Annotated in this window: 11 protein-coding genes; all 11 read right to left on the bottom strand. The window is 60.8% G+C overall.

Going from position 1 to position 13,512, the window contains the following annotated elements; all coding sequences use genetic code 11:
- Position 1: 1 nt before the first annotated feature.
- Positions 2–814 (bottom strand): undecaprenyl-diphosphate phosphatase, encoded by an 813-nt coding sequence (locus HUG12_RS04875; protein WP_179267687.1) that lies wholly within the window; start codon positions 812–814, stop codon positions 2–4.
- A gap of 269 nt (positions 815–1,083) precedes the next feature.
- A complete protein-coding gene (locus tag HUG12_RS04880) occupies positions 1,084–3,657 on the bottom strand; it encodes a DUF7827 domain-containing protein (RefSeq protein ID WP_218836400.1) in 2,574 nt (857 codons plus the stop codon).
- Between the two features lie 273 nt (positions 3,658–3,930).
- Positions 3,931–4,563 carry a hypothetical protein gene (locus HUG12_RS04885; protein ID WP_179267688.1) on the bottom strand — a complete coding sequence of 211 codons (633 nt, stop codon included), beginning with the start codon at positions 4,561–4,563 and terminating at the stop codon, positions 3,931–3,933.
- A gap of 151 nt (positions 4,564–4,714) precedes the next feature.
- Positions 4,715–6,523 carry a glutamine--fructose-6-phosphate transaminase (isomerizing) gene (glmS, locus tag HUG12_RS04890; protein WP_179267689.1) on the bottom strand — a complete coding sequence of 603 codons (1,809 nt, stop codon included), beginning with the start codon at positions 6,521–6,523 and terminating at the stop codon, positions 4,715–4,717.
- Positions 6,523–7,716: a sugar phosphate nucleotidyltransferase gene (locus tag HUG12_RS04895; RefSeq protein WP_179267690.1), complete on the bottom strand. Its 1,194-nt coding sequence runs from the start codon at positions 7,714–7,716 to the stop codon at positions 6,523–6,525. Before HUG12_RS04895 ends, glmS begins: the two co-directional genes overlap by 1 nt.
- Positions 7,717–8,520: 804 nt before the next feature.
- A complete protein-coding gene (locus HUG12_RS04900; RefSeq protein WP_179267691.1) occupies positions 8,521–9,399 on the bottom strand; it encodes a DNA-binding protein in 879 nt (292 codons plus the stop codon).
- Between the two features lie 608 nt (positions 9,400–10,007).
- Positions 10,008–10,238, bottom strand: coding sequence for a tyrosine-type recombinase/integrase (locus HUG12_RS22110; RefSeq protein WP_394354274.1), 231 nt, complete (start codon positions 10,236–10,238; stop codon positions 10,008–10,010).
- 114 nt (positions 10,239–10,352) lie between these two features.
- A complete protein-coding gene (locus HUG12_RS21840) occupies positions 10,353–10,487 on the bottom strand; it encodes a hypothetical protein (protein WP_281362330.1) in 135 nt (44 codons plus the stop codon).
- Positions 10,488–10,889: 402 nt separating this feature from the next.
- Positions 10,890–12,035: a Fic family protein gene (locus HUG12_RS04910; protein WP_179267693.1), complete on the bottom strand. Its 1,146-nt coding sequence runs from the start codon at positions 12,033–12,035 to the stop codon at positions 10,890–10,892.
- A 274-nt stretch (positions 12,036–12,309) separates the two neighbouring features.
- Positions 12,310–12,753 carry a hypothetical protein gene (locus HUG12_RS22005; RefSeq protein ID WP_345777000.1) on the bottom strand — a complete coding sequence of 148 codons (444 nt, stop codon included), beginning with the start codon at positions 12,751–12,753 and terminating at the stop codon, positions 12,310–12,312.
- Positions 12,754–13,281 (bottom strand): winged helix-turn-helix domain-containing protein, encoded by a 528-nt coding sequence (locus HUG12_RS04915; RefSeq protein WP_179267694.1) that lies wholly within the window; start codon positions 13,279–13,281, stop codon positions 12,754–12,756.
- Positions 13,282–13,512 lie beyond the last annotated feature (231 nt).

The raw sequence follows: 13,512 nt of genomic DNA on the forward strand, positions 1-13,512 counted from the left end.
ATCAGGCGACCAGTAACCCGCCGAGCATGGCCAACGCGCCGAGCGCGACACAGACGGCCCAGAAGTCGATTCGTTCGACCACCCGCATCAGCGCGTCGATGGTGAGATAGCCGACGACGGCGGCCACGACCAGCGAGACCCCGGCCGCGGCGAGCGTAACGTCGGCGAGTCCCGTGTCGAAATATGCGAGCAGCCCACCACCCACTGCCGCCGGGATCGACAGCAAGAACGAGAACCGAAACGCGTCTGGGCCCTCGTGCCCGCGGAGCAATAGCACCCCAGTGGTCGTCCCCGACCGGGAGACTCCGGGGAGGATGGCGATCCCCTGTCCGATGCCGACGAGTACGGCGTCGAGGAGGCTCGGGTCGTCCCGCTCTCCGAGCCCGAACCCGGTCGAGAGGCGCTGAAACAGCCCCGTCAACACGAGCAGGGCGCCAACGAGGACGACGAACAGTCCACCCGTGAGCGCCGACACCAGCGCATCGAGTGTCGCGTACGCGGCGATGCCGACGATGCCCGAGACGAGCGTCCCCACCGCGAGAAACGTCACCGTCGCGTGCTCACCCTCGAACGCCGAGCCCGGTCGCCACGCCGGAAGGAGTACGAGGACGTCGTGGAGGTCCTCGCGGTAGTACGCCGTCGCCGACAGCGCCGTCCCGAGATGGAGAAAGAGCGCGAACGCGACGGCATCGTCCGGTGCACGGCCGAGCATCGAGAGCGCGAGCGCGATGTTTCCCTCACTCGAGATGGGAAGCCACTCGAAGGCCCCCTGTAACGCTCCGACGACGAGCGCGACGACGAGCGACCGGTCCATACCACGTGTGGGTCAGCCGGCCCGGAAGGTCCTTCCGATGCACTTCTGGCCTGGCAGTCTCGACTCCTCACCGACGTGGCAACTGGATTGCTAGCCTCACATCCGGTGCAACAGCTGGTGGCTGTACCGAGAATGTGGACACTCGAATGTCTGGATCACCGCTATTCGACTGACTCGCCGCTCGCCGGTGGAGCGCGTCGAAAGAATGGGTCCGCAGTTCCGCGTGAAGCGGAGCGGTGACCGGTTCCGCCGGTCAGTCGTGGTTCAGCTTAGTCGCGACGGACTGCGACGAGCGCGGCGCCGATCAGCGCGATGAGAGCCAGCACGGCCGTGAAGCCGGGCGTGGTCGTCTCGGTCGGCGTCGAGTCGTCACCGTTGCCGTCAGGCGTGGCGGTGTCGGTCGGCGTGCCGTCGTCCGGCGTGGCGGTGTCCGTCGGCGTGCCGTCGTCGGTCGTCGGCGTGCCGTCGTCCGTGCCCGGCGTGGACGTGCCGACCGACTCGACGATGTTGCCGTCGGCCTCTTCGAAGGCAGCGAACGTGCCGGTGCCGGTCACCGTGAAGGTGTCGCCAGCAGCGTTGTCGCTGAGATCGAAGCCAGTGGCCTCGAGCGTGCCGTCAGCCTGCACAGTCGCGGTGATCGTCTCGATGAACCGCGGCTCGGTGTTGTCACCCGAGCGGATGCGCACGTTGACCTCGCTGCCGGGGGCGATGTTCGTCTCGCCCTCGATGGACACGTTCTCGGACGCCGTCACGTTGGTCGGGTCGTCGAACGAGCCCTCAGCAGCCTCGTAGTCGAACGTCGCGTTCACCGAGTCGTAATCGTCCGAACTCGACGCAAGGCCGTCCCCGTCGACATCCTCATCGTCAAGCTCGAGCAGGCGACCGTCCGCGATGGACAGTTCAGCCTCGTAGGCGTCACCGTCCTCGAACTCGCCATCCTCCACGAAGGAGGCAGCGGACGGGTCGAAGACGATGTAGTAGACGTTCTCGTCACTGTCGGAGACGACCGACAGCGAGTCAGAGGTCACGTCGACCTCCTTGGGATCCTGGTTGTTTCCAGTGGTCGCCTCGGTCTGCTCGATGCTCAGCGCGACCTGACCACTACTGGTCGCGGCCGCCAGCTGTTCGCTCACAGAGTCGCCGTCGGCACCCGCGGCGTCGAGGAGGCCCTCGAGCCCGGAGGCGGACGTCTGGAAGACGAGCTGGTCGGCTCCGTCGTCGGAGCCAGCGACCATGTCAGTCTCGGTGAGGCCGTCGTTGGAGACGGCGTCATCGACGGCGCTGACCTGATCCTCGGCGTCCTCGTCCTGGATCTCCTCGATGGTGTCGCTGGACGCACGCCAGAGGTTCATCTCGTCGGTCGAGCGCTCCTCGAGGATGAGCGTGCTGAGGTCGTCCTCGTTGTTGAGCGCGGTGCTCGCGTCACCCTCGGTAATCGGCGAGGTGCTGACCGAGATGTCGTACTCGCCCGAGTCGAGCAGGTCGTCCAGATCCTGCTGTTCGCTGTCGAAGTTCTCGAGCGTGGCAGTGTCGTCGTCACCTTCCGCGGAGACGACGTCGGATGCCGAGTAGTCGCTACCGGTGGACATACCGGCGAGGTAGGTGTTGAACAGGACGGTCACTTCGCCGTCGTCGTCACCATCCTCGACGGAGATGTTCGCCTGGTAGCTGTCGTCCTCGTAGTCGCCGATGACGACGCTCCCGGTGTCGGTCTCGTCGAGTTCGACGGTGATCGCGGCGATGTCACCCTGCTGGTCGGTGACCGAGTCGTTCGCGACCGCGATGTCTTCGTCACCCGCTTCCTCGACCTGGACCTCGTCGGTCTCGACCGAGACGCCGGTGTCGTCGTGCGTCACTTCAACCGTGTAGTTGCCCGTGGTTTCGGGGGCATCGATCGCGATGTCCGCGTCACCGCTCCCGGTGAAGGTGCCGGTGACTTCAGTGCCGTCGACTTCGTCACCGTCGGAGTCGAGCAGCACTGCCGTGTAGGCGCCCTGCGGGTCGTTCGACTCGGCAGAGACCTCGACGGACTCGTCAGTCTGGACCGTGTTGTCGACGAGCTCGGCCGAGAGACCGAGGTCTCGCGTCTGGAGCGTGATGGTCGCCGAAGATGCCGACTCGCCATCGAAGGCGATCTTGTAGTCCTCACCAGCCTCAAGGTCGCTGGTGTCGTAGGTGATCCGGTCGCCCGGAGCCGTGTGCAGCGTGTCTACGGGAGTGTAATCGCCATCATTAGAGTCGTCGACACGGAAGATCTCGATTCCCTGCTCAGACCCATCAGACGTCACGAGAGTGACAGGTTCACCAACCTGGATGGTGCCTCCCGAATCCCCATCGGTGAAGGAGGTATCGGATGCCTCGAAGAGCTTGTACTGGACCTCAATCTCTTCGCCAGACTCCGAGTCAGAGATGACGTGGGTGACGCGGCTGTCGGTGCTAGCGTCACTCAGGTCGAGATCGAGTACGACGTCGTTCGTTGCTTGGGCGTCACTAGCGTCAAGAGTGATCTCACCGTTGTCTACCTCGACGGGTTCACCATTGACGGAGGCGCTTGTGATCTCGACACCGTTGTCAAGCGTCTCACTCACATCGATTGTAATCGTTTCATCGCCCGATTCCTGTTCATAGTCGAATGAGAACGTTTGCGTATCGCTCTCTTGGCCAATATCGATCGCTCGTTGATCGATGGCAATTTGGCCATTACCGGCCGCCGCAGCAGCCGATCCTGCGAACGCCACGGACCCAGCGAAGACGCTGAAGACCATGAGCGCTGCGAGAACCAGCGCGCGTGCCTTGTTGGTTGTGTTTGTCATGATTGTCTGGTTTCGGTTGGCGACTTCCACGTTCGCCCGTGCCTCGGATCGCCCGCGAGGCGGACTCGGCCTGGGATACTTGCGTGGGTCACCGTCGGGTAGGGGTACAATGGTCAAGACAGACCACCGGTAAATGCTTTGTGATGAAGTAGGGGGGTGTGAACCGGCTTCACACGGCGTCAGACGCCGTATATACCCAAATTACCGAACTCGCCTTACCCCGTTTGTAAGATGACCGTTCACCTGTAGTTCCCCATGGTATGATACGCTTTAGTTAGCAATGCCAGCACGTGTACTTGGGCTCTACGAGGCAGTCTTCCTGACCGCTAGCATCCCGTGGGTACTTATTGGCTCACATGGGAACGAGGGATCGTGCCGGAACAGGTCCAGCACTTCACGGACGTCACCGTCGATGTCCAATAGCCGGAGGTCTTCCTCGGTGATCGTCTCACCACACCGTTCGAACACCTCGTTGAGAGAGAGTTCGGGTGGGACGTACGCAGTACCGCGTTCGTTTTTCCCGTAGCGCCGGTCGACGCGATCGTCGAACTTGTTCCGGCCGATAATCCACTGGGACCCATCGGCACGCTCCTCCCGCACGACCGTCTCATATTTGGTGAGCGTTCGTTCTCCTGCGTGGTGGAGAATCCAGTCATAGACGGGGCGGTCGACACTCGTCTGGAGGGCATTCGATTTCGAGAAGTCGATTTGCTCGAGTTGGTCGCGGTTCTCTTCGGTGAACTTCTCGGCTGCTACCTCCTCCTCGCCTGCGAGGTAGTAGACGGTCGTGAATTTCCCCGAGGTGTTAGTGTTCGGGAGGCCAGCAGTCCCGCTTACGTCGATCGTTCGGAGTTGCTGGCGCTCTGTGGGGTTCAGTCTCCCTCGGTCGATCTCCGTCTGTGGCTCCTCCTGAAGCCGGTCGAACTGTTGCGTCATTGGGCCCTCGCGCCGGTGAACGATTGCAACGGATAAGAGTCCAGTCATCCGGTCTGAGACACATCTGTTCGGGTGTGTCGTGCAACCGCAGGAGACGCCGGTCTCTGTCGTGCACAAAAGCGCGCTGGATTACGTGTGGTGTGCCAGAACGTCACTCCACGGTGACGCTCTTTGCCAGGTTCCGCGGTTTGTCGATGCTCCGTCCAAGTCGATTCGCCATGTGATACGCCACGAGTTGCAACTGGGCGTTCGCGAGCACCGGTGCCGTCTGGGGGTGGGTGTTGGGAATCTCGAGAACGTGATCGGCATACTGCTCGACACCAGCGACGCCGTCGGTCACCGCGATCACGGGCGCATCCCGCGCTTCGACCTCTTTCACGTTCCCGATGGTCTTGCGGGCACGCTCGTCGTCCCCTGTCACGACCGCGAATACCGGTGTTTCACCCGTCACGAGCGCAAGTGTCCCGTGTTTCAACTCCCCCGCTGCGAACCCCTCGGCGTGTTCGTAGGTGATCTCCTTGAACTTCAGGGCCCCCTCTAGCGCAACCGGGTAGTTGGGTCCACGGCCGATGAAGAAATACGCAGCCGAATCGAGATATGCATCCACGACGTCCGCTGTACGTGACTCATCTAGCACGTATTGCAGGTCGCTCGGCAACGCACGGAGTGCCGCCACACGTTCGCGGCTCTCCTCACCACGCTGGTCGACCAGCGCAGCCGAAAACAGTGTGAGCGCGACCAGTTGCGAGGAGAACGTCTTGGTCGCCGCGACGCCGATCTCCGGCCCCGACCGGATATAGAGTACGTGATCACACTCGCGTGCGGCAGTCGAGTCGACGACGTTCGTCAAGGCGAGTGTCTCTGCACCACGGGCACTGGCCTCCCGGAGCGCCGACAGAGTATCCGCGGTCTCGCCACTCTGGGTCACGCCGACGACAAGTGTCTCATTGCCTATGGGTGGGGGCCCGGTCGCGTACTCGCTCGCGAGGAACGTCTGGGCGGGGATTCCCGCCGTTCGAAGCGTCTCCACCCCGAACATCGCAGCGTGATAGGAAGTTCCACAGGCAACGAACTGGACGGTAGTTGGCGTCTCCAGACCGTCCAGTTCGTCGACCGTCACCTGCCCAGCGAGCTCGTCGAGCCGACCACTGAGTCCCTGTCGGAGCGCGGTCGGCTGCTCGTGAATCTCCTTGAGCATGAAATGGGCATAACCACTCTTCCCCGTCTGCTCGGCGCTCCAGTTCACGGTGGTAACCTCCTTCTTTACGACCTCACCAGCAGCGTCGGTGACGCGCCACCCGTCTAGCGACAGGACGGCGAATTCGTCGTCATCGAGGTACACTACATCGCGCGTGTGCTCGAGGAACGCGGGGACGTCGCTCCCCAGATACGTGGCCCCCTCGCCAATCCCGAGCACGAGTGGCGAGTCGTGACGAGCGGCGAACACCCGTTCTGTTCCTGCGATGACGGCCGCGATCGCGTAGCTTCCCTCTATTCGATCGACAGCGTCCCGAAACGCAGCCTCGGGGGCGAGCCCGTCCGCGAGCCCACGGGCGATAAGGTGTGGAACGACTTCCGTGTCGGTCTCGCTCGCGAACGATACCCCATCGTCCTGGAGCCCGTCGCGGAGCGTCTGGTAGTTCTCGATGATGCCGTTGTGGACGACGGCGACATCGCCGGATTCGTCCGTATGCGGGTGAGCGTTCGCATCCGTCGGCGGGCCGTGTGTACTCCAGCGTGTGTGGCCGAGTCCGATCGAACCATCGGGAACCGACCCTCCAGCCGAAATCGAGTCGCGGAGGACGTCAAGTTCGCCAGACTGCTTCTCGACATCGAGCGACGCTCCTCCCAGCGCAACCCCAGCGGAATCGTATCCGCGATACTCAAGGGTCGCTAGCCCCTCGAGAATCACCTCTAACGTTGCATCACCACAGCCGACGGCGCCGATGATGCCACACATCAGCGGGTTACCTCCGTGTCCTCACTGACGTTCCCCTGAACGACGACACCGGGGCCAACATGTGCATTTGGGCCGATGAGCGCTCCTGGAATGACCGTCGCGCCGCCACCGAGTGAGGCACGGTCTGCAAGGACACAGCCCAGTCGCTGTCCCTCGTGAATGCTGTTTTTCACCCGGACATCGCTCGGTCCGGGTGGAACTGTCGCTCCTGGCCCGACCAGGGCGCCTTCACCAACGACGGTATCCGCGACAGTAGCGTTCATCCCAAGGCGGCAATCAGTGTCGAGGACGCTCCGGCGAACCGTCGCTCCCGCTTCCACGGTTGCGTTTCGCCTGACCGCCACAGCGGGCCCGACGACCGACCCCGGTTCAACGACCGCATCAGGGCCGACGACGACCGGCGCGACGAGCGTGGCATCCTCGTGAATCCGGGCCGAGTCGGCGACGTACTCACCAGCTTCACGCTCGGGTTCGGTCACCAACCCATGGTCGAGGAGTCGGCCTGCGAGGGCCAGCAGGTCCCACGGGTAGGTCACCTCCGACCGAAGGCCGTTTACCCGGACACCGCGGACGTGCCCGCCGCGCTCGATAATGGCCACGATCGCATCGGTAAGCGCGAGTTCGCCTGCCTCGCGAGGTGTCGATTCGAGGTCTGAGAAGACGGAGGGATCGAACGCATACACTCCGGCATTGAGAAGCCGGTAGGAGTCGTCACCGGGCCGTTCGACGAAGTCGGTCACGGTTTCGCCATCGAGTTCGACAGCCCCGTACATCGGCGCCTCGTCCGATTCGACGACGGCGAGCGTTGCGACGGAATCGGTGGTATGGGCGTCGAGGACGGCCTCGATCATCTCGTTGGCCAACACTTCGTCACCGTTGACGACGAGGAAGTCCCCGTCGATCACGTCACGAGCCTGAAGGAGTGCGTGTCCGCTTCCGAGTTGTTTCTGCTGGACGTGATAGGTGAGCCGGGAGCCCCGATAGCTCGAGCCGAAGTGGTTCTGAACCCGACCGCGTTCGTACCCGACGACGAGATGGATATCTTCGATACCCACGTTCACGAGCGCATCGAGGACGTATTCGAGGATGGGTCGCGTTCCGGCAGGCAACATCGGCTTCGGTCGATGACGGGTGAGCGGCCGAAGCCGTTGTCCCTCCCCCGCGGCAAGGACGACTGCGGAGTCGAGGTGCATTGGTGTTGGTGTGTGATGTCGAGTCTTCGCCAAAGGCGTTTCCACTGCCGGTGTTGGCCGACCGCTGAAAGGAGGCTAAAAAAGACAGAGACGGGTCCGCTAACCGAACTCGTCGCATCCAAACCCATTAGCGCCCGTGCGACTACTACACAGTAAAGGACGGCGTGCATTGAATCGCCTTCCTCGTATTCAAATTATTATATATGGATATTCTTAGCAATTTGGATACAAGTCTGGGGTCTGGTGTGCAGAACGAGGGTAACGATCACAAATTCAGAGCGACCTACGAGCCGCATTATACTCCATCGTCTTCTTAGAGATAGACATACCGTTCGCTTGCGAACCTCGGCTGCACAGACGTCGAACAGACTGGCGTAAACGACAGCAGAGATTAGCTATACAACAATAGTTATCCGCGAAGGATATGAGTGCTACATCGGGTACGTCCACTTGACTGTCGGTTGTACCCGGATCGGCCCCGTTCCCCTTTCGAGGGGACCGATTCGTGGTAGCGGGAACTCGAAGCATTTTGATTGCCGGTCCCATCTCGGTTGATCTGGCTAACACTGGGCACAGAGTGTTCAGTTGAATTGCCATCGGTTGCTGACGGTCTCCTCGTCTTACCAGTCAAAATCCAATAAAAGAAATATGTCAGAATTGGCAACGCGAGCGTACCCTGTTCGATAACTCACGGCGAAAGGGTTGTGGCTGCGCGCGCAGCGAAGCGAGCACGGAGCGGTGGGTGGGGCGGCGGGGTCCGGGTCGGCCCGGCACGTAGCAAAAAAAGAAGGGTGCGACGACCGGCTACGCTTCCCACCACCGACCGCGCTCAGGGAAATGTACGGTGCTCCACCCAGTGACGGCTACCGAGACACGTCCCTCATACCAGTTCCGTGCCGCGCCGTGGATACGGACGCGTTCGCCTTCCCGAATCCAGGGTTGGTCCGACTTCTGCCAGATCGTCACCTTCGTTCGCCCAGTCGCATCCTCGATGAGCCCAACCTGCTGAATTGCCGAACTCGACGCGTCCCACAGCTGCGTCACATGTCCTTCAATACTCACCTCTCGTCGTCGCACCTCCTTGAGGGCCGCGATCGGAATCACCCGACCAGGGGCTCGCTGCAGTTCCTCGTGCACTCCAATTACCGCGCTCGTGACCGACCGCCCCTCTGCGACCCGCTCGGCCAGCTTCCGGCTAATCGACGCGCTCGTCCAGCCGTCCAGCTTGCGCTCCAGCCGCCTCGCCTGCTCGTTCACGCTCGCCAGTTCCGCTCGGCTCAATACTTCTCGGGGGTCTGGTTCGTCCGGGTGTGTCCACCGGTCTACGCACCCGCGCCGTGCCTGGAACACTCGCCTTCGCTCTCGGCTCCCTTGCTCTGCCGCTTTCCGCGTGCTGGCCTCCCGGCTGGACTGCTGTCGCTTGTCGAACCGCCTGTACGTTCGCTCTATCTCCAACTCCCGTGCCTCGAGTTTCTCTTCTGCCTCGAGGGTCAGTCCGTATGGCCGCGCATCCGGGTGGTTCGCGTCCACCTTCGCCTGGATCTCCTGGGCGACCGTCGGCCTGAACTGCGGCGTCTCGTCCACCACCTCGAACCCGTCCGCATCTACATCCGGTTCGCTCGCCTGTTCGAATCCCTGTTCATCGACCGAAACTACTTGACCGATTGCGTTCTGACTAGACATTGGATCTCACTGATCCGAAGGCGTTTCACGACGCCACCAACCGCGACTCCACTCGCGGTTTTCTACGGACTCGCACCCGACAGTCACGTCTGCACGCGCCGCTCGCGCCTTCGCGAGCGCCCCCTGGGGCGCGAGCGGCGCGTGCCGATGGGAGGCCACAGTACCAGCACCGCGCGCCGACCCGCCCAGAGCGAGTGTCCAGCGGAGTACGCGTAGGGGGTGAGCCTGCGAACCCCCCCGCGGGTACCCGCTGGCGTCAAACCAGACGCCCGGAACGGCGAGCGACATAGGAGCGAGCCGCACGCCCGGAATGGTCGGTGACGAGCGAGCGGTGGGTGGCAGCGGCGCGCGGGGCGAGCCGTGGAGATTCATTCGGCAACTAAACTCGCATGTAGCGAACTCGTCGGCATTCGGGACTCGGCATAGGCGTGGCCGACACGGTCGTCTCTCAACTTTCTACACCGTGTGAGCCACGTTGACGCGGATGCAGTGAATGTCAAGCAGTCGTCTGCAACTAGCGTCAGAGGTGTTGGAAACGGAAGCCCGATTCAGCGAATTCGCCGAGGGTAGTTAACTGAGGGGAGAGATTACAACGATTCCCCGTCAAGTCACCGCTCACCATACGTCGTGTGGAGCGCCTTCGCAGTTTGCTTCCCGCTTAGACGAACGTATTTGTTCGCCGCCGAAATTTTTCCCCAGCCCATGAACGACTGGAGGGCAGTCGCAGGGAGGCCATGATAGGCGTGATACGTCGCGGCGGTCGCGCGAAGTGCGTGCGGATACAGTTTACTTCGATCCATCCCTGCCTCTTCGGCCACGCGGGTCACGCGACGGTTCACGGAGACCCTGGATTTCTGATAGCCATCGTCGAGGGCAAGTTCCTCGAACCATTCTGCTAGCGCTTCGTCGAAGCCGTACGGAATCGCTCGGATTGCATGCTCCGGTTTCGGTTCTCACCACAGTTCCATCGCGTCAAGGGGATTGAGGTCGGAGCCGTTCTCGGCGGCCGATAACGCCTGCTTGGTGCAGTAGCCGCAAATGGTGTCGTTGTCGCCCTTGGTATACGGGCCGTGTGCGGGGATCTTCACGCGTGAGCGCTCTATGTTGATCCACGAAGGCCGGAGATGACAGAGTTCTCCAGGTCGCATTCCGAATCCCGAATGCCGACGAGATCAGCGTACGTTCCGAACTTGAGCACCGCACGCTCATTGCTTGCGTCCAGTTAATCAGTCTCGGCTTGCTGAATGAACTGGAGCGTCTCCTCACGGAACTGTGCTCGGTCGCCGACGGTGATGTGAAGCGTGGTCATGGTCGGGTGTATTAGATGCGTATTGTATCTGCTGTCAATCGTACAACTTCGACCCCTATACCGTCGCAGTGACAGCATCGTTGATGCGTACTGTCGCGGAACCGTCCCGCTTTGTAGTAGTCCTCGCCCCACTCGAATACGACACTGGCACACAGGTCGTGAATGTCGCCTTGCTCTACTGTCACTTGAGGATGTTGAACACATCGACTGCTTTGTACTCCTTCCCACGTTCTTTGCCGGTCACCTCTTCGATAAGGCCATCTGCTTCGAGATTGTCGACGATCTTGTAGGCGGTACGGCGTGAGACATCGAGATACTCCACGAGGTCAGGTGCCGTGAAATACGGATACTGGAGCAACTGACGAGCGAACTTGTCCGTGTTCGTACTGCCTGAGTACTCTTCCTCGTAGCGTTCTTGGAGTTCACGGAGTTGATGGGTCCGGTCGTACGACGTCTCAGCCTGGCTTCGGAGTCCCTCGAGGAAGAACGTGAGCCATTCCTCCCACGCACCTTCCTCACTTACTGTCCGCATGTGCTCGACGTACTCGACTTTGTGACGATTGAAATACGCACTCGGGTAGATGTATGGACTTTCCAGATAGCCTTCGTCTGTCAAGTAGAGGATAATGAGAAGTCGGCCAAGACGACCGTTTCCGTCGGAAAACGGGTGGACTGTCTCGAAGAAGTAGTGAAGGATAGCGGCGTCTACGAGTGAATGGTACTGTCCACCCATCTGAATATACGACTCAAGCGACTGCATGAGCCCATCGACCCCTTCTGGCGTCGGTGGGATGAACGGATGTTGTCCGGACTGTGGACTCGTCAGATGAACCATGTGGTCACGGAAGTCGCCGACGACGTCACCCTCGTTCCGGATATCTTCGAGAAGCATCGAGTGGAGCTCTTTGATAAGCGAGAGCGTTATCGACGCTCCGCTCCCGATTCTGTCGAGCCCATACGTGAGCGCGGTCTCGTAATTGAGGGCCTCCTTCAGATCTTTCTCGATTTTCGTGTCAGCTTCGCCTGAGGGGTGCTTTGTGTGATACGCCTCGACATCCTGAAACGCGACGTCTGCGCCTTCGATGCGTGCGGATTCGACAGCCTCGATACGAATGAGCGAGGTGTAGAGAACTGCGGAGAAGTCGACCGTTGAGCTGATACCGTCAACACGTCCAATTTGATACGCGGCATCGGCCACCAGATCGTGCGTTTGTTCGGAGATCCTGAGCTTGGGCTCTACTGGGAGCGGCTCCGGTGAATAGTACGGGTTTGGATGATGGGGGACGTATTTTCCCGGTGCGCTATCGGGAAGCTCTTTGGTGGGCATTTCGGTGGTATAACTATCCGTCTCTATTGGTATAGTTGTTTTTATAGTAGGTATACGTAATCGCTGCGTGAGTACTTTCGTGGATAGAGGCACGCGAATCGTATAACGTGCGACCGCCGATACGACTCCTATGTGCAATAGATATATAAACATATATACGGATAGCGTGGATTTCAGGGCTGATGTGTTACGATAGCGCTGCTGTTGCACATCCGCCGGACCACCCATAGAGGTCCTCAGGTGTCTCTCGACGCTCGACTGTTCTCAGCACTTGCTAGGACCACAGTGTCTCGAGGCGCTGCTCTATCGCAGCGAGCACCGTTGAGTAGACGTCGAGTGGATGGAGCGAGGGAAGTTCGAGATCAGTGAGTTCGGTTGCAGTCGGCGGCTCATGGAAGTGCACCCGGGTATTGTGTGCGTTCGGATGCCAATCCCAGCGACAGTCCCATTGTTCTCCAGCATCGCGTTCTTCAATGTAGTGTATCGAGAAGTCACCAGTCGTGAACCATCGGACGTCGAGTCGAGCCGCTGTCACTGATTCCGGGTATCGCTCTGTATCCAGGCGTGCACGGAGGAGGTGCGGCTCGTATGAATCCGGATCGAACGCTGTCTGGGCGACGAGCGAATCCGACGCAAGGTGTCGTTCCAAGAGGCGCAACGTCTGTCGATCCGGTGGTCCCATCGAGTCAGGCGCTGAATCATCCGGTGGCTGCCTCATCTACGCCGGAATCAGATGCCCATCGTTCTGGGAGAGCTGGCGAGCGAGTTCATACAGCCGAATATCCCGAATCACGCCCTGCCACTCGCTGACCGCGGTCATCCGTTCGTGGATGGTTTCGTGATCACAGTAGTCGAACACGGAGACGTCTGTTGGGTCTGTCGTCCCGAACTGCGCTTCGTATTCCGTACGCTGTGCTTCGAGCGCCTCCACACGGTCGAGTATCTCGTCGACGGAGAGCTCGGTTGCGATCCGACTGGCGTCCTGCCATTCGAGATACCCCTCGTTTCGTTCGTATTTCGCAGGGCGGCTGTCCCTATCCGCGTGGACGATGCCCATGTCCGCCAAGCGGTCGAGATGCTTTTTCGCGGCGTTCGGAGAGCAGTTGGCGATGGCTGCGATCTCAGTGGACGCGGTCGGCGACGTGATCCCAAGGACGACGTCATAGATACGTCCAAACGTGTCTGTTCCCGCTTGCCACCGTCGCTGGGCAGCGTCGGCGTCTGGAGTCGGATCGAACTCGGTCATACCTGCCTGTCAGTGGTCTTGCTCAATATATCTTCGTATCCCTCAAATATATGTGGACTCACTGCGTACCCCTGCTGGAAGCGCTCGATACCCCCATTGAGGGGACGATCGAGTTGATGGACGCCGATCACTCCTCACACCAGCCACACTTTCAGCAGTTCCGTGCGATCATGACTTTTCCCGCCTTCGGCGGCGGCACGCAGTGCATCCCACCTGATGCTGAGGGCGGTC

It is taken from the genome of Halorarum salinum, from assembly GCF_013402875.1.
Classification (GTDB): Archaea; Halobacteriota; Halobacteria; order Halobacteriales; family Haloferacaceae; genus Halorarum; species Halorarum salinum.

Coding starts and splice junctions, on each gene's coding strand:
- HUG12_RS04875 (WP_179267687.1), bottom strand. CDS start 814: ATGGACCGGTCGCTCGTCGTCGCGCTCGTCGTCGGAGCGTTACAGGGG.
- HUG12_RS04885 (WP_179267688.1), bottom strand. CDS start 4,563: ATGACGCAACAGTTCGACCGGCTTCAGGAGGAGCCACAGACGGAGATC.
- glmS (WP_179267689.1), bottom strand. CDS start 6,523: ATGTGTGGCATCATCGGCGCCGTCGGCTGTGGTGATGCAACGTTAGAG.
- HUG12_RS04895 (WP_179267690.1), bottom strand. CDS start 7,716: ATGCACCTCGACTCCGCAGTCGTCCTTGCCGCGGGGGAGGGACAACGG.
- HUG12_RS04900 (WP_179267691.1), bottom strand. CDS start 9,399: ATGTCTAGTCAGAACGCAATCGGTCAAGTAGTTTCGGTCGATGAACAG.
- HUG12_RS04910 (WP_179267693.1), bottom strand. CDS start 12,035: ATGCCCACCAAAGAGCTTCCCGATAGCGCACCGGGAAAATACGTCCCC.
- HUG12_RS22005 (WP_345777000.1), bottom strand. CDS start 12,753: ATGAGGCAGCCACCGGATGATTCAGCGCCTGACTCGATGGGACCACCG.
- HUG12_RS04915 (WP_179267694.1), bottom strand. CDS start 13,281: ATGACCGAGTTCGATCCGACTCCAGACGCCGACGCTGCCCAGCGACGG.